The 26,391-nt window shown below is 41.6% G+C and carries 25 protein-coding genes; 10 read left to right on the top strand and 15 right to left on the bottom strand.

Annotation, left to right across the window (positions count from 1 at the left end; translation table 11 throughout):
- Positions 1 to 8 precede the first annotated feature (8 nt).
- The 3 genes from N596_RS02435 (at position 9) to N596_RS02425 (ending at position 2,793) form a co-directional block, all read left to right on the top strand.
- A complete protein-coding gene (locus N596_RS02435) occupies positions 9 to 983 on the top strand; it encodes a nucleoid-associated protein (RefSeq protein WP_023026821.1) in 975 nt (324 codons plus the stop codon).
- The gene (locus N596_RS02430) at positions 983 to 1,585 is read left to right on the top strand and encodes a lysozyme family protein (RefSeq protein ID WP_023026820.1); all 603 of its coding nucleotides are present in this window, start codon (positions 983 to 985) and stop codon (positions 1,583 to 1,585) included. Before N596_RS02435 ends, N596_RS02430 begins: the two co-directional genes overlap by 1 nt.
- A 194-nt stretch (positions 1,586 to 1,779) precedes the next feature.
- On the top strand, positions 1,780 to 2,793 hold the full coding sequence (locus N596_RS02425; RefSeq protein WP_023026819.1) for a DUF1002 domain-containing protein: 1,014 nt from the start codon (positions 1,780 to 1,782) through the stop codon (positions 2,791 to 2,793).
- A gap of 188 nt (positions 2,794 to 2,981) precedes the next feature.
- Here the strand turns inward: N596_RS02425 and N596_RS02420 are convergent, their stop codons facing one another.
- Positions 2,982 to 3,287, bottom strand: coding sequence for a hypothetical protein (locus N596_RS02420; protein WP_023026818.1), 306 nt, complete (start codon positions 3,285 to 3,287; stop codon positions 2,982 to 2,984).
- 182 nt (positions 3,288 to 3,469) lie between these two features.
- The gene (gene guaA / locus N596_RS02415; protein ID WP_023023244.1) at positions 3,470 to 5,035 is read right to left on the bottom strand and encodes a glutamine-hydrolyzing GMP synthase; all 1,566 of its coding nucleotides are present in this window, start codon (positions 5,033 to 5,035) and stop codon (positions 3,470 to 3,472) included.
- Positions 5,036 to 5,173: 138 nt separating this feature from the next.
- Here guaA and N596_RS02410 point away from each other — a divergent pair, with 138 nt between their 5' ends.
- From N596_RS02410 to xerS, 7 genes are all read left to right on the top strand, one after another.
- Positions 5,174 to 5,872 (top strand): GntR family transcriptional regulator, encoded by a 699-nt coding sequence (locus tag N596_RS02410; protein WP_023026817.1) that lies wholly within the window; start codon positions 5,174 to 5,176, stop codon positions 5,870 to 5,872.
- 157 nt (positions 5,873 to 6,029) lie between these two features.
- Positions 6,030 to 6,362 (top strand): putative DNA-binding protein, encoded by a 333-nt coding sequence (locus N596_RS02405; protein WP_003001435.1) that lies wholly within the window; start codon positions 6,030 to 6,032, stop codon positions 6,360 to 6,362.
- A 2-nt stretch (positions 6,363 to 6,364) separates the two neighbouring features.
- The gene (locus N596_RS10305; protein WP_023026816.1) at positions 6,365 to 6,580 is read left to right on the top strand and encodes a hypothetical protein; all 216 of its coding nucleotides are present in this window, start codon (positions 6,365 to 6,367) and stop codon (positions 6,578 to 6,580) included.
- A gap of 17 nt (positions 6,581 to 6,597) precedes the next feature.
- Positions 6,598 to 8,169: a signal recognition particle protein gene (gene ffh, locus N596_RS02395; RefSeq protein WP_009731038.1), complete on the top strand. Its 1,572-nt coding sequence runs from the start codon at positions 6,598 to 6,600 to the stop codon at positions 8,167 to 8,169.
- A 65-nt stretch (positions 8,170 to 8,234) separates the two neighbouring features.
- Positions 8,235 to 9,002, top strand: a complete 768-nt coding sequence (locus N596_RS02390) for an alpha/beta hydrolase (protein WP_023026815.1) — start codon at positions 8,235 to 8,237, stop codon at positions 9,000 to 9,002.
- Between the two features lie 105 nt (positions 9,003 to 9,107).
- Positions 9,108 to 10,091 carry an acetylxylan esterase gene (locus N596_RS02385; protein ID WP_023026814.1) on the top strand — a complete coding sequence of 328 codons (984 nt, stop codon included), beginning with the start codon at positions 9,108 to 9,110 and terminating at the stop codon, positions 10,089 to 10,091.
- A 195-nt stretch (positions 10,092 to 10,286) separates the two neighbouring features.
- A complete protein-coding gene (xerS, locus tag N596_RS02380; RefSeq protein WP_023023233.1) occupies positions 10,287 to 11,357 on the top strand; it encodes a tyrosine recombinase XerS in 1,071 nt (356 codons plus the stop codon).
- A gap of 85 nt (positions 11,358 to 11,442) precedes the next feature.
- On the opposite strand, the gene N596_RS02375 is transcribed toward xerS, so the two are convergent.
- The 13 genes from N596_RS02375 to topA form a co-directional block, all read right to left on the bottom strand.
- Positions 11,443 to 12,084 (bottom strand): hypothetical protein, encoded by a 642-nt coding sequence (locus N596_RS02375; protein WP_023023231.1) that lies wholly within the window; start codon positions 12,082 to 12,084, stop codon positions 11,443 to 11,445.
- Positions 12,085 to 12,193: 109 nt separating this feature from the next.
- Entirely contained in the window at positions 12,194 to 13,183 is a 990-nt protein-coding gene (lplA, locus tag N596_RS02370; protein WP_023026813.1) for a lipoate--protein ligase, read from the bottom strand.
- A gap of 68 nt (positions 13,184 to 13,251) precedes the next feature.
- Positions 13,252 to 14,955 (bottom strand): dihydrolipoyl dehydrogenase, encoded by a 1,704-nt coding sequence (lpdA, locus tag N596_RS02365; protein WP_023026812.1) that lies wholly within the window; start codon positions 14,953 to 14,955, stop codon positions 13,252 to 13,254.
- A 41-nt stretch (positions 14,956 to 14,996) separates the two neighbouring features.
- Complete coding sequence (locus N596_RS02360; protein ID WP_023026811.1) at positions 14,997 to 16,040, bottom strand: dihydrolipoamide acetyltransferase; 1,044 nt, start codon at positions 16,038 to 16,040, stop codon at positions 14,997 to 14,999.
- Between the two features lie 109 nt (positions 16,041 to 16,149).
- Complete coding sequence (locus N596_RS02355; protein WP_023026810.1) at positions 16,150 to 17,142, bottom strand: alpha-ketoacid dehydrogenase subunit beta; 993 nt, start codon at positions 17,140 to 17,142, stop codon at positions 16,150 to 16,152.
- 16 nt (positions 17,143 to 17,158) lie between these two features.
- A complete protein-coding gene (locus N596_RS02350; RefSeq protein ID WP_023026809.1) occupies positions 17,159 to 18,127 on the bottom strand; it encodes a thiamine pyrophosphate-dependent dehydrogenase E1 component subunit alpha in 969 nt (322 codons plus the stop codon).
- A gap of 223 nt (positions 18,128 to 18,350) precedes the next feature.
- Positions 18,351 to 19,517, bottom strand: coding sequence for an ATP-grasp domain-containing protein (locus tag N596_RS02345; protein ID WP_023026808.1), 1,167 nt, complete (start codon positions 19,515 to 19,517; stop codon positions 18,351 to 18,353).
- A gap of 21 nt (positions 19,518 to 19,538) precedes the next feature.
- Entirely contained in the window at positions 19,539 to 20,279 is a 741-nt protein-coding gene (locus tag N596_RS02340) for an esterase family protein (protein ID WP_023026807.1), read from the bottom strand.
- Positions 20,280 to 20,318: 39 nt separating this feature from the next.
- Positions 20,319 to 21,146, bottom strand: a complete 828-nt coding sequence (locus N596_RS02335) for an alpha/beta hydrolase (RefSeq protein ID WP_023023215.1) — start codon at positions 21,144 to 21,146, stop codon at positions 20,319 to 20,321.
- Positions 21,147 to 21,240: 94 nt separating this feature from the next.
- Positions 21,241 to 22,575, bottom strand: coding sequence for a methylenetetrahydrofolate--tRNA-(uracil(54)-C(5))-methyltransferase (FADH(2)-oxidizing) TrmFO (gene trmFO, locus N596_RS02330; RefSeq protein WP_023023213.1), 1,335 nt, complete (start codon positions 22,573 to 22,575; stop codon positions 21,241 to 21,243).
- A gap of 173 nt (positions 22,576 to 22,748) precedes the next feature.
- A complete protein-coding gene (locus N596_RS02325) occupies positions 22,749 to 23,453 on the bottom strand; it encodes a DUF3307 domain-containing protein (protein ID WP_023026806.1) in 705 nt (234 codons plus the stop codon).
- Positions 23,437 to 24,114, bottom strand: a complete 678-nt coding sequence (locus N596_RS02320; RefSeq protein WP_023026805.1) for a SatD family protein — start codon at positions 24,112 to 24,114, stop codon at positions 23,437 to 23,439. Before N596_RS02320 ends, N596_RS02325 begins: the two co-directional genes overlap by 17 nt.
- A gap of 107 nt (positions 24,115 to 24,221) precedes the next feature.
- Positions 24,222 to 26,309, bottom strand: coding sequence for a type I DNA topoisomerase (gene topA, locus N596_RS02315; RefSeq protein WP_023026804.1), 2,088 nt, complete (start codon positions 26,307 to 26,309; stop codon positions 24,222 to 24,224).
- Between the last annotated feature and the right edge of the window lie 82 nt (positions 26,310 to 26,391).

Raw genomic sequence — 26,391 nt, 5'->3', positions numbered from 1 at the left:
ACCATTTTATGGACATTTATGTAAAAAAAGCCATCATTCATCAATTTAGCCCAGATGATACCGATCTCTACCTGGCGGACAAATTCCTCAATATCACACCTAAAATTGAGGAATACTTGCGAAAAAAGATTGAGCGGGTCTATTCCGATGAGGCCAAGACCGGTATTTTCGAAGAGGATAACCCTTTTCTTGAGCTAATTTCGGATGATTTACTAGACACTTCAGTTGCAGTAGCGAATCGCTGGAAAGAAGAATTTATCGTCTCTGAGAATCAAAAGACCAACGATTTGGTGTTCATCCAATTCTCAAAAGAAGGAGTGGACCACTTTGCCTTTCTTCGAATTGCTTTACGGGAAACCTTGACCCATCTAGGTGGTGAAGTGGATAATCCGATTAAGTTGACGCAAAACAATCTACCTGGCTTTGGGACTGGTGCAGATGAAGCTTTGGTCATTAATCTTCAAAGCCGCAAGTACCATTTGATTGAAAAACGAATCAAGTACAATGGAGCGTTTTTGAACTATTTCTCTGAGAATCTTCTTCAGGAGCAACCCAAAATTTCACCTAAAAAATCAATCAAAGAAATCGAAAAAACGGCCCAGCGGATTGCGGAGAATTTCCAACAAGATGATTTTCAGTTCCAATCCAAGGTCAAATCAGCTATTTTCAATCAATTGGAAGAAGAGAATGAACTGTCACCTGAAAAATTAGCCAATGATTTGTTTGATAACAACCTAACGGCTCGACTCAGTTTTGTCGATCAGGTGAAAGAGACTATTCCAGACCCTGTTCGCTTCGATGAGATTGATGCCAGTCGCCAATTGAAAAAATTTGAGAACCAAAAGCTCTCCCTTTCAAACGGAATTGAGCTTTTGGTCCCTAACCATGTTTACGAAGATGCTGAATCAGTAGAGTTCATCCAGAATGAGAATGGGACCTACTCGATCCTCATCAAAAATATAGAGGACATTCAGAATAAATAATGATGAAACGAATAATAAAAATTTTCTTTTGCCTCTTGCTCGTCTTTTTCATATACAAGGGCTATCAGATACACCGGGATGTCAAGCAGGTCATGACTTATCGTACCTTAGTGCGTGAAGTACTGGCCGAGGAAGATACCGGTACGAATGAAGACCTGATTCTTGCTATGATTTATACAGAGACCAAGGGCAAGGAAGATGATGTCATGCAGGCCAGTGAAAGTGCAACCGGCCAGACAAATTCTATCACCAATAACAAAGAAAGTATCCGGCAAGGGATTCAAACCCTTTCTGAGAATCTGCGAAAAGCAAAGGAGAAGGGAGTTGATCCCTGGACTGCAGTTCAGGCTTATAATTTCGGACAGGATTACATTGAATATGTAGCAAAGAATGGCGGAAAAAATAGTCTTGAATTAGCTCGTAAATACTCTAAAGAAGTGGTTGCACCGAGTCTTGGAAATGTCACTGGTAAGACCTATCTTTATCTCCATCCTATTTCATTTTTACATGGCTCAGAGCTCTACGTTAATGGGGGAAATTATTATTATTCACGTCTCGTTGAAATGAATCAGTTCATCATGAAACTCTTTTCCTGGTTCTAATACAAACAATCACTCTAAACAAGGGAAGAATCCCTTGTTTTTTTATGGAGCAAACTGTCATCTGTTTTTAAAGAAGCTGTAAGGCAGTCTTAAGATAAAAAGGATAAACTAAAAAGGAGGCAAAGGGATAAAACCTGCTTCCTTTTTATTGTCCGAAAACGTATTAGTATTCTAAAAGGGGTTATTGAGAAAGTATGAAACCAGTCAGGAAATTTATTGGAATCTTTATCGCAAGCTGGTTTGCACTCCTTGCAAGCTCTTCAACAGTTTTTGCCAATTCAACCATCCAAAAAGTCATTGATCAAAAATACAGCCAACCTGACTATGTCATTGGCTCATCATTGGATGAATTTCAAGTTGAGCAAACCATTAGTCTCTTGATGTATAACGAGGAAATAGATAAGGAATGGAAAACCATGGATCCTTCTGCTTATACAAGCTTTACGATTGATGAGAATGGAGATCATTATTCCTCCGTTAAACTACAGAAACAAGCCAAGAAAGCGCCCGTTAGCGTGCACATTGTCACTCCTCAAAATATAACAGAAGTAACCGCAGATATGAACCGAAATGCTCTAACCACTCTTGGTATAGAACGTGCAGATGTCACGATTGCGTCTCCAACAGAAGCTTCAGGTTTAAGCGCACTTGCAGCAGTCGCATACTCCCTTGAGCAAAATGGTAGCACGATTTCTGATGAAAATAAAACACTCGCTCAAGAAGAATTATCCCTGCTTGCAACGATCTATAAAGAGAGTGCCCGTAAAAAAGCCTTCCATGAAGATAAACTCAATGTAGCTGTCATCGATCTTAAAATCGCAGCGCTAACAGAAAGCAATCAAGACAAAAAGCTCGAGAAAAAAGATTTTCAAAAGCTGGTTACAAAGATTCTAAAAAACTACCAACTAGAGGACGCTATAACGAATAAACAAGCCAAACAATTAGTTGAATTTGCTAGCAAGCTTTCGAATAGTCAGCTAAGCTCTGATAAAAAACTAGTCAAGTCCCTCAAAGCTCTAAAACAGGATATTATTGAGAAGGCAGGAGATAGCTTTAACACGATTGAAACTAAACTTGATACGGAGACACTATTGAAAGATACCAACAATATTCCTCTATATCCTATGATTGGACTGGGAGTTCTGGTACTCCTAGGAATCGGGTTAATTGTTTATCATGTTCATCGTCATCAAATCAAGAAGAAATAAAGATTACAAAAAAGAGGCTGGGACAAAAGTCCTAGCCTCTCAATTGTCTTTGGATTATCGAGCAAGACGCAGTGGTTGAGTGGGCTCTACTAAGCTGATTTCATCAGCTTTTACAGCCCTACTCAACTGTGCGGAGGTGGGACGACGAAATCGAATTCTAACGAATTACCGATTTCTATCCCACTCTCTTAATCTGTTACTTCGATTGAGAGATAAGGAATACCTAAGATTTTTCCGAAAATACCTAGAAGTGTTTTCATAGCTGATGCTTTAATAACAGCAGTTTGACCAGCTTTTACGATCACTTCCTTAGAACGTGTGAAGGCTCCTCTTTGATCTACGTAGACCTTAACCATATCAAGCCCTTCAGGAAGCGGTAGTGTAACGGTTTCGTCTTTGCTTAAGTTGGCAACACATTCTCCATTGATATAAACATTTACCTTCATTAATACACCTACAAGGCCAGTTTGACGCGAAACTGTAATTTCAGACATTTGATTCTCCTAACTTTATGAATTCCTTACTCAAAAGGAATAGTTTTAAACTATCATAACATAAGCGCTAGATTCATACAAGAGGTTTTTTCATTTGGGGCATTTTGATTATAAATGTTGTCTTACTTATATAAAAAAAACGCTGAAATCAATGATTTCAAGCGTTATGTTGTCAAGTCATTCTATTCCCACTCAACAGTTGCAGGTGGTTTACTTGTAATATCATAGACGATGCGGTTAACGTGGTCAACTTCGTTTACGATACGAACGGAGATTTTTTGGAGAACTTCCCAAGGAATCTTAGCGAAGTCAGCTGTCATACCATCGATAGAAGTGATAGCACGGATAGCAATGGTGTAGTCGTAAGTACGACCGTCGCCCATAACACCTACTGAACGAACGCCAGTGTTAACAGTGAAGTATTGCCAGATGTCGCGGTCAAGACCAGCTTTAGCGATTTCTTCACGAAGGATAGCATCTGATTCACGGACTGTTTCAAGTTTTTCTTCAGTAATTTCACCCATGACACGGATCGCAAGTCCTGGGCCTGGGAATGGTTGGCGCCATACGATGTGGTCTGGCATGCCAAGTTCTGTTCCGAGGGCACGAACTTCATCCTTATAAAGAGTGTTGAGCGGCTCGATGAGTTCAAACTGCATATCTTCTGGAAGACCACCCACGTTGTGGTGAGACTTGATAGTTTGAGCAGTATCCGTACCTGACTCGATGACGTCTGTATAGAGTGTTCCTTGTGCTAAGAATTTCACATCTTTCAGCTTGCTTGCTTCATCATCAAAGACATAGACAAACTCGTTACCGATAATCTTCCGTTTTTGTTCAGGATCAGATACACCTGCCAACTTGTCCAAGAAACGTTTGGCAGCGTCTGCTTTGACAATGTTCAAACCAAACTTACCACCAAGCATATCCATGACTTGGTCAGCTTCCCCTTTACGAAGAAGACCATGGTCTACAAAGATACAGATCAATTGATCACCGATAGCTTTTTGGAGAAGAACCCCTACAACTGAAGAGTCAACACCACCAGAAAGACCAAGGAGGACACGTTTGTCTCCAACTTTTTCGCGGATTTGTTTGATTTGCATCTCGATGAAGTTATCCATCGACCAGTCACCTTTAGCACCACAGATATTCAAGGCAAAGTTACGCAAGATATCATATCCATGAACAGAGTGACGAACCTCAGGGTGGAATTGGATACCGTAGATTTTCTTGTCTGGGTTTTCAATCGAAGCATACGGACAGTCAGCAGAAGTACCAGTACGGACAAAGTCAGCAGGAATTTCTGTAACAGCATCTCCGTGGCTCATTAAGACCAACTGTTTATCAGGTGTTCCCTCAAAGAGGGCAGAAGATTCAGCTAAGTTTAGCTCAGATTGACCATATTCACGGTTACCAGCATCACCTGCAGGTACAACCTTCCCACCAAGTTTGTGAGTCAAGAGCTGCATGCCATAGCAGATTCCTAAAATTGGAATTCCAAGTTCAAAAATTTCAGGATCAATGTCAAAAGATCCCTCTTCATACACTGAGTTTGGTCCGCCTGAAAGAACGATCCCAACTGGATTGATTTCACGCACTTCAGCTGCCGTAATTTTGTGGCTCTTCAATTCTGAAAAGACACCAATCTCACGAATACGACGTGAAATAAGCTGATTGTACTGGCTACCGTAGTCAAGCACGATAATTTTTTCAACATCATGCAAATCAGTTGATAGGTTTGTCATCTTTTCCCCTTCTTCTAGAAAATTCTTTTCCTCTATTCTAACACAAAAGGCCCTTCATTACCAATCAAGACTGACTAGGATTGAAGATTTGATAAATTTGCGCTACAATAGGTTATAACACACAGAAAGAGTAGCAATATGATTCCAGCTTACATACAAATCCACGATCAAATTAAAGCCGAAATTGACCAGAAAATCTGGAAAATTGGACAACGCTTACCAAGCGAACGAGACCTGGCAGAAAAGTTCCAGGTGAGTCGGATGACCCTCCGTCAAGCCATCACTCTCTTGGTAGAAGAAGGAGTACTGGAGCGTCGTGTAGGCAGTGGGACCTTTGTCGCTAGCACGCGCGTCCAGGAAAAGATGCGGGGGACAACCAGTTTTACTGAAATCATGAAGGCCCAAGGAAAGATTCCTTCGACACAGGTTATATCATACAAACGCACCATTCCAAGCCTTCAAGAAGTAGATAAGCTTGGTATCGACAAGACTGAAACAATCGTACGTATGGAACGGGTTCGTTATGCGGATGGTGTACCAGTCGTTTATGAAGTTACCTCCATCCCAGAGAAATTTATCAAGAACTTCAAGAAAGAAGAAGTAACCAGTCATTTCTTCCAAACCTTGGAAAAGCACGGCTATCGAATTGGCAAATCTCAACAAACCATCTATGCACGATTAGCCAAAGAGAAGATTGCTGAATATTTAGAAATCCCCGAAGGACAGGCCATCCTTGGATTGACTCAAATCTCATATTTTGATAATGGTGTCGCTTTTGAGTATGTAAAGAGCCAATATGTTGGAGAACGCTTTGAGTTTTACTTAGAAAATAATTAGATTTACATAATTTATATTACGTAATTCACAGGAGTCTTTCGCTAGTAAACATCAATCTTGTTTTAAATCATTTGAAATCGGACCTCCTTGTTTCTTATGAGACAAAATAGGTAAGTCCCGCTAGTCTTTGGCGGGCTTTTTTGATATAATGAAAGGTATGGAAATTGAGAAAACCAACCGAATGAATGCGCTCTTTGAGTTTTACGCAGCGCTCTTAACGGACAAGCAAATGAACTACATCGAGCTTTATTACGCAGATGACTACAGCTTAGCTGAGATTGCGGAAGAGTTTGGAGTGAGCCGTCAGGCGGTTTATGACAATATTAAGCGGACAGAGAAGATTCTAGAGGATTATGAGATGAAGTTGCATATGTACTCTGACTACATTGTACGCAGCCAGATTTTTGATCAGATTTTAGAACGCTATCCGGAAGATACTTTTCTACAAGAGCAGGTTGAAATTTTATCAAGTATTGACAATCGGGAGTAATCATGGAAAATCTTGTCATCTATAAAGGAATACCCTGTAAATTATTAGCTGCAGAGGAACCATTTCCTAGTCGGCTACAGATTATCTCGCCCAATGATATCTCCAAGGCTATGCAAATAGGTTTTAGCTGTTGGGGATATCCAAATGAAATCATGAAAGAAGTTACACCCGAAGAACTAGAATGTTTCCAACATTTCGGACGATTTCCACTGAATTGAAAAAATAGGAGAAAATAATGGCATTTGAAAGCTTAACCGAACGTTTACAAAACGTCTTTAAAAATCTTCGTAAGAAAGGGAAAATCTCTGAAGCAGATGTCCAAGAGGCAACCAAAGAGATTCGTCTAGCCCTCTTAGAGGCCGACGTTGCCCTTCCTGTTGTAAAAGACTTCATCAAACGCGTCCGTGAGCGGGCCGTAGGTCATGAGGTCATCGAAACCCTCAACCCTGCCCAACAAATCGTAAAGATTGTCGATGAAGAATTGACAGCGATTTTAGGTTCAGAAACAGCAGACATTATCAAATCTCCAAAGATTCCAACCATTATCATGATGGTCGGTCTTCAAGGGGCTGGTAAAACAACCTTTGCTGGGAAATTGGCCAACAAATTGGTCAAGGAAGAAAATGCACGTCCTTTGATGATTGCGGCCGATATCTATCGTCCAGCAGCCATCGACCAGTTGAAGACCCTTGGTCAGCAGATTAATGTCCCTGTCTTTTCACTTGGTACAGAAGTCCCTGCAGTGGAGATCGTTCGTCAAGGTTTGGAGCAAGCGAGAGCCAACCACAATGACTATGTCTTGATCGATACGGCGGGTCGTCTGCAAATCGATGAAAAACTCATGGGCGAGTTGCGTGATGTCAAAGCCCTTGCTGAGCCAAATGAAATCCTCTTGGTTGTCGATGCCATGATCGGTCAAGAAGCGGCCAATGTGGCGCGTGAGTTCAACGAACAACTCGAAGTGACCGGGGTGATCTTGACCAAGATTGATGGGGATACCCGTGGTGGTGCGGCCCTTTCTGTCCGTCAGATTACTGGGAAGCCAATCAAGTTCACTGGTACTGGTGAAAAAATCACTGATATCGAAACCTTCCACCCAGACCGCATGTCTGGTCGGATCCTCGGTATGGGGGATATGCTGACGCTGATCGAGAAGGCTTCTCAAGAATACGATGAGAAACGTTCCCTTGAACTCGCTGAGAAGATGCGGGAAAATACCTTCGATTTTAATGACTTCATCGATCAATTAGATCAAGTTCAAAACATGGGACCAATGGAAGACCTGCTCAAGATGCTTCCAGGGATGGCCAACAATCCAGCCATGAAGAACCTCAAGGTCGATGAACGAGAAATTGCTCGCAAACGTGCGATCGTATCATCCATGACCCCAGCTGAACGTGAAAATCCAGATTTGTTAAATCCAAGCCGTCGTCGTCGGATTGCTGCTGGTTCAGGAAATAGCTTTGTCGAAGTCAATAAATTCATCAAGGACTTTAATCAAGCCAAACAGATGATGCAAGGCGTCCTCTCTGGCGATATGAACAAGATGATGAAACAAATGGGGCTCAATCCAAATAATATGCCGAAGAATATGCCTGGTGGAATGCCTGATATGTCTGCCCTCGAAGGCATGATGGGTCAAGGTGGCATGCCTGACTTGTCAGCTCTTGGTGGAGGCGCTGGAATGCCTGATATGAGCCAAATGTTTGGTGGTGGTCTCAAAGGAAAAGCCGGTGAATTCATGATGAAACGGGCGATGAACAAGATGGCCAAACAAATGCGCAAAAATAAGAAAAAACGGAAATAATCGTTTCTAAGAGGGCCTGGAACACACTGTTCTGGGTTCTTTTAGAAACTACTACTAGAGGAAAGATGTTAAAAAAACTATTTCAACAAGTCATTCGTTTCTTTGTAAGACTGTTTTCTTCGCACAGAAAGCCCTTTGAATTTCCTAAAGGGTCAAAGAAACCACCAATCAGGCCAATCATCTTTGTACCTGGGAGTTCAGCCAGTATCCAGCGATTCAACGGAACCATCCGCATGCTCCATCGCTTTTCTAGAAAAAAACAGAGTCTCTTAAAAATAAAAGTCAATAATGATGATTCTATAGAAATGGAGGGAAGACTGAATACGAAAGAGCCGAATCCGATGATTGTGATTGGCTTCGAGAACAATCGAGATGGCTACAGCAATATCAAGCAGCAAATCGAATCCCTTAAGATCGCCATCACCTACCTCCTTGATCACTATTATTTTACAGAGTTCAAGGCAGTCGGGCACTCCAATGGTGGACTAGTTTTGACTGGCTTATTGGAAAGTGGTTTTTTAGAAAAGAAAAAACTTACCGTGAGCAAGCTCGCTATTATTGGCAGTCCTTACCAATTCAATCAGGAAATGTATGATGATTTTCAAAAATGGAAGCATCGCTTAGAAAAAGAAGTAGAGGTCCTTAACTTTGTCGGTAGCTTTGCTGGAAAATCAGACGGGATCGTCCCCCTTTCTAGTGCCCAAGCAGCACAATCTATTTTTGAGAAACAAGCCTATACAGAAGTGAATTTAAACGGTCGTAAAGCTCATCATTCAGCTTTACCCACTAATCCAGATCTAGTGAAACAATTAAGTCTATTTTTGAATCTATAAGTAAATTACATAATTTCGGTTATGTAATTTTTATTTGTCTCTTGCAATCCTTAAGTAAATATGGTACATTTTTGGTAGCGATTACACATACTTAAGGAGGATTATATGAAAGATCCCAAATTATTAGAAACAATGAAAGATTATAAGGGACGAGATGAGGTTCCCGCAGATTTTGATGCTTTTTGGGATCAAGCCCTAGCAAACCTTACTAGTCTGCCTGAATACAAGCTCGAAGAACAAGATTTCAGCATTCCAAATGTGATTTGTTATGAATTAACCTTTAAAGGAACACGAGATGGGCTTGTTTATGCGCGGGTTGTTCTCCCAAAAACGGATCAAAAGGTTCCAGTTATTTTCCATTTTCATGGCTATATGGGCCGTTGTTGGGATTGGTCTGACATGCTGCCTTATACAGTAGCCGGCTATGGTGTTGTGACTATGGATGTAAGAGGTCAGTCAGGCTTTTCAACCGACGGAGATCGTTCACCACTTGGAAATACGGTAAAAGGACAGATTATCCGTGGCGCCGTGGAAGGTCCAGATGAGCTCTTTTATAAGGATGTCTACTTAGATCTTTACCAGTTAATTGAAATTGTAGCCAGCCTTCCTCAAGTAGATGACAGCAAACTTGCCAGCTATGGAGCCTCACAAGGTGGTGCCTTGGCCCTGGTTGCTGCTGGATTGAATCCTCGTATACAACGAACGGTAGCTATTTATCCATTCTTATCAGATTTCAGACGAGTATTGGAGATTGGGAACACCAGCGAGGCATATGACGAGCTTTTCCGTTATTTCAAGTTCCATGATCCATTCCACGAAACCGAAGATCGTTTGATTCAGACATTGGCCTATATTGATGTAAAAAACTTTGCCCATCGCATCAAAGGACAGGTTCACATGATTACAGGGCTGGATGATGATGTCTGTTATCCTGAAACGCAGTTTGCCATTTATAATCGATTAAAATGTCCAAAAGAGCATTTAATCATGCCAGATTATGCCCACGAAGCTATGAATGTTCAAGTCAATGATCGAGTCTATAATTGGCTCTGTGGTAGCAAGATTCCATTTCAGTATGTAGAAAAATAATAAGTTACAGAAGAAAACAATCAGTAGATCCGGGAGATTTACTGATTGTTTTGTGTTTGAAAGGGATCTAGTATAGAAAGAGATACAAAACAGTCCTATATAACCCCTATAACATCTTTCCGAAAAACTATAATTTTCTTGAAAAATATATCTGGCTATGCTATACTACTAGTATAGAAAGATTTGGAGAAAAACATGAAACGCGAGATCTTATTAGAACGGATTGATAAACTCAAACAAGTCATGCCCTGGTATGTATTGGAATATTACCAATCGAAACTGGCTGTTCCATACAGTTTTACAACCTTGTACGAATACTTAAAGGAATACGATCGATTTTTCACCTGGGTCTTAGAATCTGGTATATCGGATGCTGATACCATGGCCGAGATCCCTTTAGACGTCCTGGAGCACATGACCAAGAAAGACATGGAATCCTTTATTCTTTACTTACGTGAACGTCCTCTGCTCAATGCCAATACGACAAAAAACGGGGTTTCCCAAACAACGATTAACCGTACCCTTTCTGCACTTTCCAGTCTCTATAAATACTTGACTGAGGAAGTTGAAAATGAGCAAGGAGAACCTTATTTCTACCGCAACGTCATGAAGAAGGTTGCTACCAAGAAAAAGAAAGAAACTTTGGCGGCACGGGCTGAAAATATCAAGCAAAAGCTCTTTTTAGGTGATGAGACAGAAGGTTTCCTGAACTATATCGACCAGGAATACCCTCAAACACTTTCAAATCGCGCCTTATCCTCCTTTAATAAGAATAAAGAGCGAGATTTAGCCATTATCGCACTTCTTCTTGCCTCTGGTGTCCGTCTCTCTGAAGCAGTTAACCTAGATCTTCGAGATCTCAACCTTAAGATGATGGTGATTGACGTTACTCGAAAAGGTGGAAAACGAGACTCTGTCAATGTTGCTGCCTTTGCTAAACCCTATTTAGAGCAATATCTTGCTATTCGAGACAAACGTTATAAGACAGAAAAGACTGATACAGCCCTCTTCTTAACCTTGTATCGAGGTGTTCCAAACCGGATTGATGCTTCTAGTGTTGAAAAGATGGTGGCCAAGTATTCAGAAGACTTCAAAATCCGCGTGACCCCCCACAAACTAAGACATACTCTTGCTACCCGTCTCTATGATGCCACCAAATCCCAAGTTTTGGTCAGCCATCAGCTAGGACATGCCAGCACACAAGTAACAGACTTGTATACCCATATCGTTAATGACGAACAGAAAAATGCCTTGGATAGTTTATGAGATACATAATATAAATTATGTAATATCTTTAGTGTTAGAAAAAGAGCGTAGATCTTTGATAGAATCTTACGCTCTTTTGTTCTTTCTATAAAAATTCGATCCAATAATTACGATGGGGCTCAATAATAACTGGTTTACCCCAGAATGATTTTAGATAGGCCAAGTTTGCAGGAGTGACAGGTCTTTTTTCACTATTGAACTTCTCTGCACTCTCTTTCGTTAAAAAGCATTTAACTGCTTCATATGGTGTACCATAGCTCGCTATTCGATCAATTCCTAAATAAGCAATTTCATCACCAGCTTTTGGAATATCTGTAAATAGTTTACCAATAAAATAAACCGTCTTATCTTTCATTAATTCATAAGCCTTACTATTTTCCAGTCTGTTATTCGCTGCAGCGTACATAATACAAAAACTATCCACGATATCTTTCAAAGGCATTAATTCTTCTTTGCTGACTATAATTTCGTCGGGAGCAAGTCCACCAATGATTAAGTTTTGATAATGAGGTTGCTGAATGATATTATCTAAAGCCATTCCTAATGGTAGTTGGACAGCTTGATAGCCTAATGGTTCTAGCTCTTGCTTTTTCTGGTCAAGGTGTTCCTGTGTAATACTGATATTCAAATTATATGGTCTAGAAGGTTGTTCCTTCCTAAAAAAAGCCACTACGATACGATCTAACTGTTCAAATAGACCAAGATTTTCTACTGGAACTTTCATCATTGAATTTGATCCCCTTTTTGTTTCAGATTTCCTCTATATTCTACACTCATTATTTTTGAATATCAAGTTTAAGATAAAAGATATCCATTAAACATGGATATCTTTTACTTTATTCCACCACAGCCTCAGCAATTTCTTCTGCAGTGATTCCTGCGAAGTAGCGACCTAGGTTAATAGTTTGAAGGGCTTTGAGAACGTCTTCGCGTTCGTATTTGACACCACGAAGGACATCTTCTACTGCTGCTACGTCTTCGATACCGAAGAAGTCTCCATAGATCTTGATGTCTTGGATTTTTGATTCAATAACGTTAGCGTAGATTTCAACCTTACCGCTAGGGAATTTAGTGCCACGACGGACATTGTATTCAGGGGACTTCCCATAGTTCCAATCCCAGGTACCAAACTTGGTTTCCTTGATACGGTTAATCTCCGCCAATTCTTCATCTGAGAAGACATACTCCATCATTTCAGGATATTCTTTCTTCATGTAGTCCAGAAGCAGATCACGAAACTCTTCAACTGTGATTTTTTCTGGCAATTCGTCGATAATATTGGTGACACGAGCACGAACTGATTTAACACCCTTAGACTCAAACTTGTCTTTAGACACCTTGAGAGCATTAGCAAGGACAGACAAATCAACGTCAAAAAGAAGGCAACCATGGTGCATGATCCGGCCATTGATATAGGCTTGGGCATTCCCACAGAATTTCTTACCGTCGATCTCCAGGTCGTTACGACCCGTGAATTCAGCCTTAACCCCAAGTTGAGCTAAAGTATTGATAACTGGAGTTGAGAAACTCTTGAAGTCAAATGCTTTAGTTTCATCTTCTTTAGAAATGATGGTATAGTTAAGGTTGTTCAAATCATGGTAAACAGCTCCACCACCACTGATACGACGTACTACTTCAATTCCATTTTCGCGAACATAATCACGGTTAATTTCTTCGATGGTATTTTGGTGACGACCTACAATAATAGATGGCTTGTTAATCCAAAGAATAAAGATTTGATCTTCATCAAGGAGATGTTTAAAAGCATACTCTTCTAAAGCAATATTAAAAGCAGTATCATTTGAATAATTAATAATGTATTTCATAAGATTCCTTTATATACGATAGAGACTGGTCCAGCACTTGCTGTCCAGTCATTCTATCATTTTAATGATTATTTCTTCTTAGGTGAGTGAACTGCCAATCCAAGTACATCCGCAAAAGCTTCGTACATCACTTCTGAGAAGGTTGGGTGACCATGGATAGTCTTGAGCATTTCTTCTACAGTGATTTCCATCTCAATGATGGTTGAAGCTTCGTTGATCAATTCAGCTGCTGCTGGACCAATGATGTGAACCCCAAGAACTTCACCATATTTCTTGTCTGCAATGACCTTAACAAAACCTTGAGCTGCATCTGATGCAATGGCACGACCGTTAGCTGCAAAGTTGAATTTCCCGATTTGGACATCGTATTTTTCACGAGCTTGTTCTTCTGTCAAACCAACAGCCGCAACTTCTGGAAGTGTGTAGATAGCTGCAGGAGTCAAGTTCAATTTGGCAACAGCGTGGTTCCCTTTAAGAGCATTTTCAGCTGCTACTTCACCCATACGGAAGGCAGCGTGGGCCAACATCTTGGTACCATTGATATCACCTGGAGCATAGATACCTGGAACAGATGTTTCCATGTATTCATTGACCTTGATCCGACCACGATCCAATTCAAACTCAACTTCTCCGATTCCTTCAAGATCTGGAACACGACCGATTGAAAGAAGAGCTTTATTCGCGATGATATCGTCTTTACCTTCAACCTTGATGCGGAGTTTGCCATCTTCTTCAATGATTTCTTGCAGTTTCGTATCAGTCAAGATGGTCATTCCCTTGCGTTCAAGGATCAAGCGAAGGTTCTTAGATACTTCCGCATCCATAGCTGGAACAATGCGGTCCATCATTTCGATGACCGTTACTTTTGAACCAAAGGTCATAAAGGCTTGACCAAGTTCGATACCGACAACCCCGCCACCGATGATCACGAGAATTTCTGGAACTTCGTTCATATCTAAGATGTCATCACTGGTCATTACAAGAGAAGACTCCATACCAGGAACGTTAATCTTGCTGACTTTTGAACCACCAGCAAGGATGATCTTCTTAGTTTCAAGCAATTCTGATCCATTGACCAAGACATTCTTATCTTTCGTAATCGTACCGATACCTTTGTGAACTGTTACGCCATAGCTACGAAGAAGTCCTGCAACACCACCAACCAAGGTATTGACGACCTTGTTCTTGGTTTCAAGAACCTTGTCCATATCCACTGTGAAGTTAGGGTTTTCAATTACGATACCACGATTTGCAGCATGGCCGATATTTTCGATAATTTCAGCGTTGTGAAGGTAAGTCTTAGTTGGGATACATCCGCGGTTCAAGCAAGTTCCACCAAGTTCAGATTTCTCAACAAGGGCAACCTTACCACCCAATTGAGCTGCCTTGATAGCTGATACGTAACCAGCAGGACCACCACCGATTACTACGATATCATAAGCATCATCGCTCTTATTGTCATCGTTTGAAGCACTTGCTGCGGCTGGCGCTGGACTCGCTTCTGGTGCTGCTCCAGCTGTTGGGATGTTTTCTCCTTCTTCACCAAGGTATCCGATTACTTCTGTTACAGGAACAGTCTCGCCGTCACCTTTCAAGATAGCAATCAAGTAGCCATCTTCTTCAGCTTCCAATTCCATGCTGACTTTATCTGTCATGATTTCAAGGAGAACTTCTCCTTCTTTTACAAATTCGCCGACTTTTTTATTCCACTGAACGATTTGTCCTTCGGTCATATCTACGCCGGCTTTTGGCATAATTACTTCTAAGGCCATTTTATTTCCCTCTTTTTCTTGTTTCTATTATCTTTCGTTGATTAGACCAACATTGAAATCGGGTCTTCAATCAAGGCTTTCAAGTCTTTCATGAATTTGGCACCAGCCATACCATCGACAACGCGGTGGTCAATGGTCAATCCCAAGCTCATGATTGGACGAATGACGATTTCACCATTCACAACAACTGGTTTTTCAACAGTTGCGCTAACCCCAAGGATGGCTGAGTTTGGTTGGTTGATAATCGGTCCAAATGATTGAACACCAAACATTCCCAAGTTACTGATGGTAAAGGTTGAATTTTGCAATTCACTTGGAGCTAACTTACCGTCCAAAGTACGTCCGATAACATCCTTAAAGGCTACCACCAATTCTGACAAAGTCATCTTTTCTGCGTTATAGACAACCGGTGTCATCAAGCCATTGTCCATCCCAACCGCCATAGCCAAGTTGACATAGTTGTGAGTGATGATGGTTTTGCCATCCTCCGTCAATGACGCATTGATGTATGGGTGTTTCATCAAGGTCTTAACAACTGCAAGAGAAAGCAAATCTGTTACAGTGACTTTCTTACCAGTTGCTTCCATGATTGGATCCAATACCTTCTTACGAAGCGCCAACATTTGAGACATATCGACGTCATAGTTCAATGTAAAGGTTGGTGCTGTCAAGTAAGATTCCACCATCCGTTGCGCAATCACCTTACGCATTGGTGTCATCGGAATGCGCTCGATCTCACCATAAGGTGTAACATTATCAGGAACTTCTTCCACCTTCTCAATTTGAGCAGGCGACTTAATGGTATCCTTCTCAATATTCTCAGGAAGGAAAGCAAGAACATCCTTCTTCATGATCTTACCACGATGACCAGTTCCTTGAATTTCTTGCCAAGCAATATTGTGTTCTAAAGCAATTCGTTTTGCAAGTGGTGAAATGCGAACCACATTTGTGTCTTTATATGTTTCCACGTCTTCTTTGTGGACACGACCGTTTGCGCCTGAACCAGAAACATCATAGAGGTTGATCCCTAGATCATCCGCTAATTTTCTAGCCGCAGGAGTCGCTCTTAGCTTATCGTCAGCCATGACCTCTCCTATTCTATTATAAGATATTAAGGACGCAGAGAACTTTGCATCATTAGATACAAAGTTTCTTCGTCTGAATTATTGCTAGTTACATAATTTATTTTATGTATTATTCTTTGTTGTAGGTTTTACGGATGGCATCTTTGATGCTTTCAACTGTTGGAATCATTGCATTTTCAAGGTTTTGCGCGTAAGGCATTGGTACATCTTCCCCCGCACAACGACGGATAGGTGCATCCAAATAATCAAATGCTTCTGATTCAGAAATAATAGCTGAGATTTCACCGATATAACCACTTGTTTTGTGGGCATCATTGACAAGGACTACTTTTCCTGTTTTCTTGACAGAGTTAATGATGATTTCTTTATCAAGCGGAACCAAAGTTCGTGGGTCTACTACTTCTACTGAAATGCCTTCTTCAGCCAATTCTTCAGCTGCTTGCATCACGCGACGAAGCATTTTTCCGTAGGTTACAACAGTGACATCCGTTCCTTCACGTTTGATTTCGCCGACACCAAGTGGAATGGTATAATCAGGATCTACAGGCACTTCACCCTTTTGGTTGAATTCTGATTTATATTCAAGAATGATCACTGGGTTGTTGTCACGGATAGAAGACTTGAGAAGTCCTTTCATATCAGCTGGAGTTCCTGGAGCAACAACCTTCAAACCAGGAATATGGGTAAACCATGATTCCAAAGATTGGGAGTGTTGAGCTGCAGATCCAACTCCATTACCAGCGGCACAGCGGACTGTCATCGGTACTTGCCCTTTTCCACCAAACATGTAGCGAGTCTTAGCAGCTTGGTTGACGATAGCATCCATGGCAATCACCGAGAAATCCATGAAGGTCATATCAACGATTGGACGAAGTCCGGTCATGGCTGCACCAGCAGCTGCACCTGAGATAGCAGCCTCAGAAATTGGACAGTCACGAACACGTTCTGGACCGAATTCCTCTAGCATTCCTACGGAAGTTCCGAAGTCTCCACCGAAAACTCCGACATCTTCCCCCATCAACAATACATTTTCGTCGCGACGCATTTCCTCAGACATAGCAAGGATAATGGTATCGCGGAAAGACATTAATTTTGTTTCCATAATTCTCTACTCCCCCTTAGTCTGCGTAAATATCTTCGAAAGCTGATTCAAGTGGAGGGAATGGGCTTTCTTCCGCAAATTTCACTGAAGCTTCAACTGCTTCTTTCACTTCTTCTTGAATCTGATCCAATTCTTCTGCGCTCGCAATTTCATTTTCAAGGAGATACTTGCGAAGGTTTTCAATCGGATCTTTCTTCTTCCACTCTTCGACTTCTTCACGAGTCCGGTATTTACCAGGGTCAGATGAAGAGTGTCCAAGCCAACGATAGGTGACACTTTCGATCAAGACAGGACCTTTACCAGAACGGACATGTTCAACAGCTTTTTGGAATCCTTCATAGACATCAATAACGTTGTTTCCATCAGGAATAAACATTCCAGGAATGCCGTAAGCAGCACTACGCTCATGGATGTGCTCCACATTGGTCATTTTCTTGATGTCAGCAGAGATCCCATAACCATTATTAATACAGTAGAAGATCACGGGAAGATTCCAGATTGAAGCCATATTGACCGCTTCGTGGAAGACACCTTCGTTGGTTGCGCCATCACCAAAGAAGCAGACAACAATTTTTCCAGTTTTATGCATTTGTTGAGTAAGGGCAGCCCCTACTGCAATTCCCATACCGCCACCGACGATACCGTTGGCACCGAGGTTACCGGCATCAAGGTCGGCAATATGCATAGAGCCACCCTTCCCTTTACAAGTACCAGTATACTTGCCAAGGATTTCAGCCATCATTCCATTCAGGTCGATCCCTTTAGCGATCGCTTGTCCGTGACCACGGTGGTTTGAAGTGAGCAGGTCGTCCTCGTTCAAAGCTAGCATTGCTCCAACGTTAGCTGCTTCTTCACCAACAGAAAAGTGCGTCATTCCCGGCACTTTTCCTTTTTTTACTAACTGTGCAATTTTTAAGTCCATGCGACGGATTTCTTCCATTTTACGGAACATTTCCAATAAGAGACTTTTATCTAATGTTGCCATTATTTCGCCTTTCTTAGCATTTATTCATTCTCTTTCATTTTATCCAAAATTGAAAGCACTGTCAAAAAAAATGCTCAATTATCTTCACAAATCAAACTCTATAGAACATTGGTGTAATAGAGTTTTTCAACTGTTATATAAAAGATTCACAAAGTCATATATTGAGAAAATATTGATACTTCGGAATAAAAAAACCGATAGGAAAAGACCTATCGGCTCGCTTTTATTCAGCTCGTTGACCAAAGTCACGAATCATTTGTTCCAATTCCTCACGACTTGGAGTTGTTAACATGTAGAGATAGTCCCCTTGAAGCTCCGCAAAAGCTGCAGGCATGATCTTCTTCACTCGGAATTGGTGCTGGTATTTAGCCAAGACTTCTTCCTCTGAAAGGACATAGGCTGCATTAGCACGGCGTGAAGTTGCCAAGCAATAAAGAGGTTCAAATTCAGAAGCTGGGAAAGGTTCTCCTGCTACAATAGCTGCATACCCACGGTACAAGTCGATAGAGTGAGCGTAATTGTAAACATCAATCGTAAAGCCTCCTGCAGGTCGGTTATTGTACTCGATTGCAATATAGTCATCCCCATCACGGAAGAACTCAATGTGGAAGAACCGCTCCTTCATGCCAAATGCTTTAACAATCGCTTCCCCGTACTGACGCAATTTTGGATCCATCTCTTTGAGGACATAATAAGAGTTGTCCATCTTGTAGAGCATCAAGTCAAGTGGCGTATAGGCGTAGTCAAAAGTAGTAGAAAAGACAATGTTTCCATCTCGATCGACCAACCCATCAAAGGTACAGATTTCACTGGAAAGAACAAATTTCTCAAAAAAGTATTCGGTATGTCCATCCCATTCTGCTTTAAAACGTTCCACATCTTCTGGAGTTTCAATTTTAAAGGTCGCTGCTGCTCCCACTCCGTTATCAGGCTTGGCAATCAATGGCAACCCAATCTTCTTCACAGCCTTGTCAATGTCTTTTTCGGCTTTGACTACTGCACCAGGAACGACAGGAACTCCTGCTTTCTTGAAGAGTTTCTTCATTTCTGATTTAAACTTAGTTTTCTTTAAATCTTTTGGTTTGGCCCCAAAGACATTGAATTGCTCACGAAGCGCTGCATCCAATTCCAACCAGTATTCATTGTGAGACTCGATGCGATCGATTGGGCCATGCTTATAAAATAGAAAGGCTACTGCACGTTTCACTTCGTCCAAGTTTTCCATGTTATCGACACGGAAATACTCTGTCAAACTATTACGCAATGGCTCGTCTAACTGCTCGTAAGGCTCTTGGCCAATCCCTAATACAGTGATTCCTTTGTTGGCCAACTCAATGGTGAATTGCTGGAAATTTTGTGGATAATAAGGTGAAATAACAAGATAATTCATAGACGTCTCCTCCCTTTTGACTTATAGATACATTTGTCCTAAGAAGTATGGCATTTGTTTCCGCCACCAGTCCCAATCATGAGCTACATCGTGCCCCCACTCTGCAAACCAAGCAGGGATATTTTTGTGATCAAAGGCTTCCTTCAATTTATAGAAGGATGGAAGGCCATCTTGCTCCCATGCCCCAAGACCGGTACAGATGACAATTTCCGCCTGACGGTAACGATCGATAAACCAACCATCATTTTGATGCCAAATATAATCAGACGGAGAGTTTTGGTAAATCGCTTCATCTCCTCCAAACTCACCAACAAAGAAACGAGCATCGTAAACACCACTCAATGCCACAACCTTGTTGAAGACATCAGGATGTTGCAAGAAGAAATTGAGCGCGTGGTAAGCTCCCATTGAGCAGCCGGTTGTCATCATTGGGTCAAACCAACCTGTTTTGTGCTTGATGAAAGGAATGGCCTCTTCAATAACATAGCGTTCATAGGCACGGTGCATCTCTGCCCGATCGTGAGGGTTTTTCCAATCACAAAGCCAGCTCTCACTATCGACACTTGAAAGGGTGAAAAATTGAACCCGTCCTTCTTCAATAAACTGAGCACAAGCATCAATCATACCGAAGTCATAGTACTCATTATGGCTTCCACCAGATGAAGCGAAGACCACAATAGGAATCCCCGCATGACCATAGCGGTTTAGATACATTTCGCGGTTAAGTTGGCCACTCCAGTGGCTTAAATGTTCAATATTCATAAGTTCCCTCTTTCTCTTTATATATTTACTTTAAGATTATTAATCCCATTTTTCTGCTAAAAACCGAAGGCATTCTGGTAGATGTTCAGCCCAGGCTTCTTCATGGTGGATTGCCCCAGATTGAATCCGAATGGCGATATTTTCTAAAGCAACTCCTTGTTGAATAACATCATGGTAATAACGAAGAGATGAGTCTATATAGGCTTGCTTGATATTCCCAGCCATTAACGTTTTATCAGTATCATCTGCCTCTTCAGTCCCTACATAGATGTATATACGTTGATCTGGATACAAGTTCTTACGCTCGATGTAGCGATCAAAGGCTTCTTGATGCAACCAGTTGGCAGAGGAGAAGACTCCCAGACAACCGATTTGATCTTGGTATTCTAGGCCCAAAAATTGTGTGATGTTACCGCCTAACGAAGATCCAATCATAGCTGTATGTTCTCGATCAGCAAGAGTGCGATATTCTTGATCGATAAAAGGTTTGACCACATCCATGACAAACTCCCCATACTCGACGCCCTTGCCACCAAATTGCATACCAGGAATATTGGATTCCTTGTACTTCCAGGCAGAGTATTCGTTCATCCGTTGCAAGCCATCATTATCAATGGCAACAACAATCATGCGACTAATGTCTGGATTCCGCTTGATGGCTGGAATGACCTTCCAAGAATGACCTACATAGGCTTCCTTACTATAGAAGACATTCTGTCCATCATGGAAATAAACGACAGGGTAGCGTCGATCAGTATCTGTTTCATAATTTTTAGGTAATAAGACTCGCACACGACGGAGTTTTCCGGTATAAGGCACTTTCAACTCGTGTGTCTTCATCTCTAAATAAAAATAGGATTTATTCATTGTCAGAAAACTCTCTATATTCTAAATTTTTATTTATTATACCATTTTTATAAGAAAAAGTCTGGATTTCTCCAAACTTTTTCATTGATTGACTTTATTTTCCAATAAATGTTGCCAGATCTTGTAAAGAACGTTCGGCAATTTTCTCGTAACGTTCCTTTTTATCCCGAATGCGCGGACCATCTAGCTCTTTGATAATTCCAAAGTTGACATTCATGGGTTGGAAATGCTTGCTATCGGCATGGGTAATATAGTGAGCTAAACTTCCGATGGCTGTTGTTTCTGGGAAAATGGCTGCTTCCTCGCCTTTGAAGAGACGTGCCGCATTGATCCCAGCAACTAAACCTGAAGCTGCAGATTCAACATAGCCCTCTACTCCTGTCATTTGACCTGCAAAGAAGAGGTTTGGTTGTTTCTTAGAACGGTAAGTCTGCTCAAGGAGATTTGGAGAGTCCATGTAAGAATTGCGGTGCATGACTCCATATCTCACAAACTCAGCGTTTTCCAAACCAGGAATCATTTGGAAGACCCGTTTTTGCTCGCCCCATTTGAGATGCGTTTGGAAACCGACGATATTGTAAAGGCTAGCAGCCGCATTGTCTTGGCGTAACTGAACGACTGCGTATGGTGTCTTGAACTCCCCATCCCGAGGCCCTTTGTAGTCATCCGGATACTCGAGTCCAACTGGCTTCATCGGACCATAGAGCATGGTTTTAATACCTCGTTTAGCCATGACTTCAATTGGCATACAACCTTCGAAATACTTTTCTTTTTCAAAAGAGTTAAGCGGGGCTTCTTCCGCATTGATCAAAGCCTCATGAAAATCCATAAACTCTTGTTTGGTCATTGGGCAGTTGAGATAAGCTGCTTCTCCTTTGTCATAACGTGACTTGAGATAAACCTTACTCATATCAACTGTATTGACATCGATGATAGGAGCTGCTGCATCGTAAAAGTAGAAGCCATCTCCTCCGTTAAGCTCATGAATCTTTTCAGCCAAAGCATCACTAGTTAGAGGACCCGTTGCGACCACTGTGATAGCATCCGTCGGTAATTCCGTGATTTCATCGCGAATCACTTCAATCAGAGGGTGTTGGGACACCTTCTCTGTTACCCGCTTAGCAAAGCCTTCGCGATCCACAGCGAGTGCTCCACCAGCCGGCACTCGAGTTGCTTCAGCTGCCTCCAGAATGACAGAACCAAGACGACGCATTTCTTCCTTGAGGAGACCAACAGCATTGGTTAACGAATCCCCACGAAGAGAGTTCGAACAAACTAGCTCAGCAAAGTTGTCTGTTTTGTGTTGTGGAGTGGATTTGACCCCACGCATTTCATAGAGCTTTACAGGAATTCCCTGTTGGGCAATCTGGTAAGCTGCTTCCGAGCCAGCAAGGCCCGCACCGATAACATTGATATAAGATTGAGACATGACACTAATACCTCTTTGGGTGGAACCTAAGTTCATATCAAAACAACTATCTGGACTGTTTGACACCCACAAATCTTTCTAAATTGATACTTGGTCCATTATACCAAAAAGGGCATAAAAAAGACAGGGAGGCTAATCCTTCCTGTCTGGTCTATCGACTGTTAGTTGTTTTCTTATAAACACAACCAGGCTGCTAAGAGGGCAGATAGAATACTGAATAAAGACCCAATCAAGTAATATTCCGCGAAGGCTGGGTTCTCTGAAATTTTATTGTAGCGAGCGATGGATTTGGCTGTAAAGACTAGGCCGATAGAAGCAAATTGACCATACACGAGACAGGCGCCGATAATCAACCGCTCTAAAAAACCAATCATAGAACCAGCCCCAGTGATGGTATCCATTTTATCCTCCATCGTCGGCTGGTAATTGGCAAAGAGAATTTTAAAGACTATATTGGTCGGTTTTCCCACCAGGAGGACATAAAAGATCAGCTTTAAGATATCAGCAGACAGGTAGGTCGTGTTATTTTTTACTCCCAAGAAGACCAAAATAATGATGATACCGACATGCAAGAATTGATCCACCGTAAAAGCCCATGAGTTTGTTAATTTCCATTGTTTTTGCACCCAAGGCTTGCTGTAATCAATCCCTGCATGAGTTAGCAAAATGATCAAGCAAATCCACCATAGGTCCAGGTGACAGAGGGAAACGACGATTAGGGGAAGAGCTACATAGAGAATATGAAGGCCTAGAACCTTCTTATCCCGATTCTTGCGATCCGCCATCTTTTGACTTTGAAAATAATAATCCGATAACAAATGACAAATCAACAAGAGAATCAAGTATGGACTCATTACAATACTAGACAATCCGTTCATAAGCCTCTCCTTTCACTAGAGCTTGTATACTAGCAAGGGCAGCTGCTCTCCCCCGTAAATACACACGAATACTACTACTCTTTAAGCGTTTAGACAGTGCGCTTGGATTGATATCTAGTGATTGAGCTAAGTCTTGCTGACTAAAATTCTCACTGTATACAAATCTCTTAAGAAGATCTAGCAGGATTTCTTCCTGACTGCCACGCCAACCCGAACGAATGGCTTCTCCTGAAGCAATGAGGGCGTTCACCAATAAGTCCTTGCTGTCGTTCCCGCTTGAAAAATAAATCTGGGTATTGCCGTAGTCATTTTTCTGATGAACCAGATTGATGGCCGCGCGTGCGTTCCAATAGGCTGGACCATCTGCCCCAATACTTTGCAAGGGATCAATAGCTGTTGCAATCTCTCCAAGTCCGATACCAAAACGTAGTTGAGTCGGGCTTAGTTCTGAACGCAGGGTATCGATGATTTGAAAAACTGGAGCATCCACTTTTAAAAGCGCCTGAAACTCATCGCCCAGGGTCAAGGTAAAACAGGATGCCAAGTAATCTCCAAAGAGTTCATTCATCTTTCGAAGCGTTTTTTCTAACTGTTTTTGCAGGTTGAAACGTTCTTGAACCATTTTAGAATCAATGACATCTGCAATCAAAGCAAGATACATAAGCCCACCTCCTTATGTCTATTATAACGAAAAAAAATAAAAATGTCTATTATAACAGACATTTTATAAAATTGCCGTTATAATAGACATCGAATCATTCTAAAAACTTATTTCACTTTTTCTTCTTCGTAGTCACCATTGCTACATACAACTTGCTTGCCACCACCACGTACTTTCTTTTCAACCAAATACTGACCACATTTTGGACAGTCACGGCCAATTGGCTTGTCCCAAGAAGTGAATTCACATTCTGGGTAGCGATTGCATCCATAGAAGATACGGTTCCGTTTGGTTTTACGCTCGATGATTTGGCCCTGATGACAGTTAGGACATTCCACCCCAATTTCTTTGACAATCGCTTGAGTATGGCGACAATCTGGGAAGTTGCTACAAGCATAGAACTTACCATAACGTCCTAATTTGATGACCATGGGACTTCCACAAACCTCACAGTCAAAACCAGCCGCCTCATCCTTGATTTGGATTTTCTCCATCTCTTCTTCAGCCTTGGCTACTTCTTTTTTAAATGGTTGGTAGAAGGAATCGATAACCTTTTGCCACTGCTCTTTCCCAAGTTCGACATCATCTAGTTTCCCTTCCATCTCAGCAGTAAAGGTTACATTGACGATATCTGGGAAGAATTCAACGATCAGTTTATTGACGATTTCCCCTAACTCGGTTGGCTCGAAGCGTTTGGCTACAAGCTTCACGTAATAGCGTTTTTGAATGGTCTCAATCGTTGGTGCATAGGTTGAAGGACGTCCCACTCCATTTTCTTCCAACGTCTTAATCAAGGTCGCTTCAGAATAACGGGCTGGGGGTTGGGTAAAGTGCTGTTCAGGTTTGCTATTGACCTGAGTGACAGTATCCCCTTCTTCCATATCCGGTAGCATCTTGTTCTTATCCGAATCATTGTAAATCGCCAAATAACCGTCAAATTTCACCTGACTACCATTGGCTGTATATTGAACCCCATTTTGCCCCAAACGGACATTCATGGTATCAAAGACAGCTGCTGTCATCTGGCTAGCCACAAAACGGTTCCAGATCAAGGTGTAGAGCTTGAGTTGGTCCTTGTCTAGGTACTTGGCAATTTTCTCAGGCGTATTGTAAACACTAGAAGGACGAATAGCTTCATGGGCATCTTGGGCACCAGAAGCATTTTTGACCCGGCTTCCATGCTTGGAATACTTCTCTCCAAATCGATCAACGATAAAGCTAGCTGCTTCATTTTGAGCGACTGGACTAATCCGAGTCGAGTCCGTACGCATATAAGTGATCAAACCTTGAACACCTGATCCAATATTGATTCCTTCATACAACTGCTGAGCCACCATCATGGTCTTACGAGTACGGAAGTTAATCTTATTGGCTGCATCCATCTGCATAGAAGAAGTTGTGTAAGGAAGGGGCGCATTGCGTTTGCGTTCCTTTTTCTCAACTTTTTCAACGATATACTCTTTCCCGTCGAGATGCGAAAGAACAGCTTTCACATCCTCCTGGTTTTGAAGTTTCATCTTCTTGCCATTCATTCCATAGAAATTGGCTTGGAACTGCTTGGTTCCCTTTTTAAAGGTTCCATCAATTGTCCAGTATTCTTCTGGTTGGAAGGCATTGATTTCTTCTTCCCGGTCAATGATCAATTTAAGAGCAACTGACTGCACCCGACCAGCAGAAAGTCCTTTTTTCACCTTTTTCCATAGAATTGGTGAAATCGAGTACCCTACAATCCGGTCCAAGACACGGCGTGCTTGTTGAGCATCTACCAGATCCATATCAATCTTACGGGGTTCTTGAAAGGCATTTTTTACCGCATCCTTAGTAATTTCATTGAAAACGACACGGTTCTTATCTTCCTTATCCAACTGAAGAATATGGGCCAAGTGCCAAGAAATAGCTTCTCCTTCACGGTCCGGGTCACTTGCGAGAAAGACTTGTTTGGCCTTTTTAGCCTCTTTTTTCAATTCATTGATCAAAGGACCTTTTCCGCGAATATTAATGTATTCAGGTTCATAATTGTTATCAAAATCAATGGACATGGTAGATTTTTTCAAGTCACGAATATGCCCCACACTGGCCATGACCTTATAATTTCTACCAAGATATTTTTCAATTGTCTTCGCTTTCGCAGGAGACTCCACAATGACTAAATTCTTTTTAGCTGTTGTGGTTTTCTTTTTTGTTTTAGTAGCCACTTTTTTACCTCTATTTTGTAATAAACCTCATAGAGTGTAAACTATTTTTTTCGGGATGTCAACCGTGAAGTTCTCCTATAGG

This window comes from Streptococcus ilei (genome assembly GCF_000479335.1).
GTDB classification, from domain to species: domain Bacteria; phylum Bacillota; class Bacilli; order Lactobacillales; family Streptococcaceae; genus Streptococcus; species Streptococcus ilei.
This window is presented reverse-complemented; position numbering and strand designations above follow the sequence as displayed.

Excerpts from the sequence above, each read along its gene's own strand:
- N596_RS02335 (WP_023023215.1), bottom strand. The coding sequence starts at position 21,146 with ATGAATAAATCCTATTTTTATTTAGAGATGAAGACACACGAGTTGAAA.
- N596_RS02355 (WP_023026810.1), bottom strand. The coding sequence starts at position 17,142 with ATGGAAACAAAATTAATGTCTTTCCGCGATACCATTATCCTTGCTATG.
- N596_RS02390 (WP_023026815.1), top strand. The coding sequence starts at position 8,235 with ATGTTAAAAAAACTATTTCAACAAGTCATTCGTTTCTTTGTAAGACTG.
- ffh (WP_009731038.1), top strand. The coding sequence starts at position 6,598 with ATGGCATTTGAAAGCTTAACCGAACGTTTACAAAACGTCTTTAAAAAT.
- N596_RS02340 (WP_023026807.1), bottom strand. The coding sequence starts at position 20,279 with ATGAATATTGAACATTTAAGCCACTGGAGTGGCCAACTTAACCGCGAA.
- N596_RS02325 (WP_023026806.1), bottom strand. The coding sequence starts at position 23,453 with ATGAACGGATTGTCTAGTATTGTAATGAGTCCATACTTGATTCTCTTG.
- N596_RS02320 (WP_023026805.1), bottom strand. The coding sequence starts at position 24,114 with ATGTATCTTGCTTTGATTGCAGATGTCATTGATTCTAAAATGGTTCAA.
- lpdA (WP_023026812.1), bottom strand. The coding sequence starts at position 14,955 with ATGGCCTTAGAAGTAATTATGCCAAAAGCCGGCGTAGATATGACCGAA.
- N596_RS02385 (WP_023026814.1), top strand. The coding sequence starts at position 9,108 with ATGAAAGATCCCAAATTATTAGAAACAATGAAAGATTATAAGGGACGA.
- N596_RS02360 (WP_023026811.1), bottom strand. The coding sequence starts at position 16,040 with ATGGCTGACGATAAGCTAAGAGCGACTCCTGCGGCTAGAAAATTAGCG.
- N596_RS02410 (WP_023026817.1), top strand. The coding sequence starts at position 5,174 with ATGATTCCAGCTTACATACAAATCCACGATCAAATTAAAGCCGAAATT.
- N596_RS02430 (WP_023026820.1), top strand. The coding sequence starts at position 983 with ATGATGAAACGAATAATAAAAATTTTCTTTTGCCTCTTGCTCGTCTTT.
- N596_RS02420 (WP_023026818.1), bottom strand. The coding sequence starts at position 3,287 with ATGTCTGAAATTACAGTTTCGCGTCAAACTGGCCTTGTAGGTGTATTA.
- N596_RS02350 (WP_023026809.1), bottom strand. The coding sequence starts at position 18,127 with ATGGCAACATTAGATAAAAGTCTCTTATTGGAAATGTTCCGTAAAATG.
- N596_RS02435 (WP_023026821.1), top strand. The coding sequence starts at position 9 with ATGGACATTTATGTAAAAAAAGCCATCATTCATCAATTTAGCCCAGAT.
- xerS (WP_023023233.1), top strand. The coding sequence starts at position 10,287 with ATGAAACGCGAGATCTTATTAGAACGGATTGATAAACTCAAACAAGTC.
- guaA (WP_023023244.1), bottom strand. The coding sequence starts at position 5,035 with ATGACAAACCTATCAACTGATTTGCATGATGTTGAAAAAATTATCGTG.
- N596_RS02375 (WP_023023231.1), bottom strand. The coding sequence starts at position 12,084 with ATGATGAAAGTTCCAGTAGAAAATCTTGGTCTATTTGAACAGTTAGAT.
- N596_RS02345 (WP_023026808.1), bottom strand. The coding sequence starts at position 19,517 with ATGAATTATCTTGTTATTTCACCTTATTATCCACAAAATTTCCAGCAA.
- N596_RS02425 (WP_023026819.1), top strand. The coding sequence starts at position 1,780 with ATGAAACCAGTCAGGAAATTTATTGGAATCTTTATCGCAAGCTGGTTT.
- lplA (WP_023026813.1), bottom strand. The coding sequence starts at position 13,183 with ATGAAATACATTATTAATTATTCAAATGATACTGCTTTTAATATTGCT.
- N596_RS02405 (WP_003001435.1), top strand. The coding sequence starts at position 6,030 with ATGGAAATTGAGAAAACCAACCGAATGAATGCGCTCTTTGAGTTTTAC.
- N596_RS10305 (WP_023026816.1), top strand. The coding sequence starts at position 6,365 with ATGGAAAATCTTGTCATCTATAAAGGAATACCCTGTAAATTATTAGCT.
- trmFO (WP_023023213.1), bottom strand. The coding sequence starts at position 22,575 with ATGTCTCAATCTTATATCAATGTTATCGGTGCGGGCCTTGCTGGCTCG.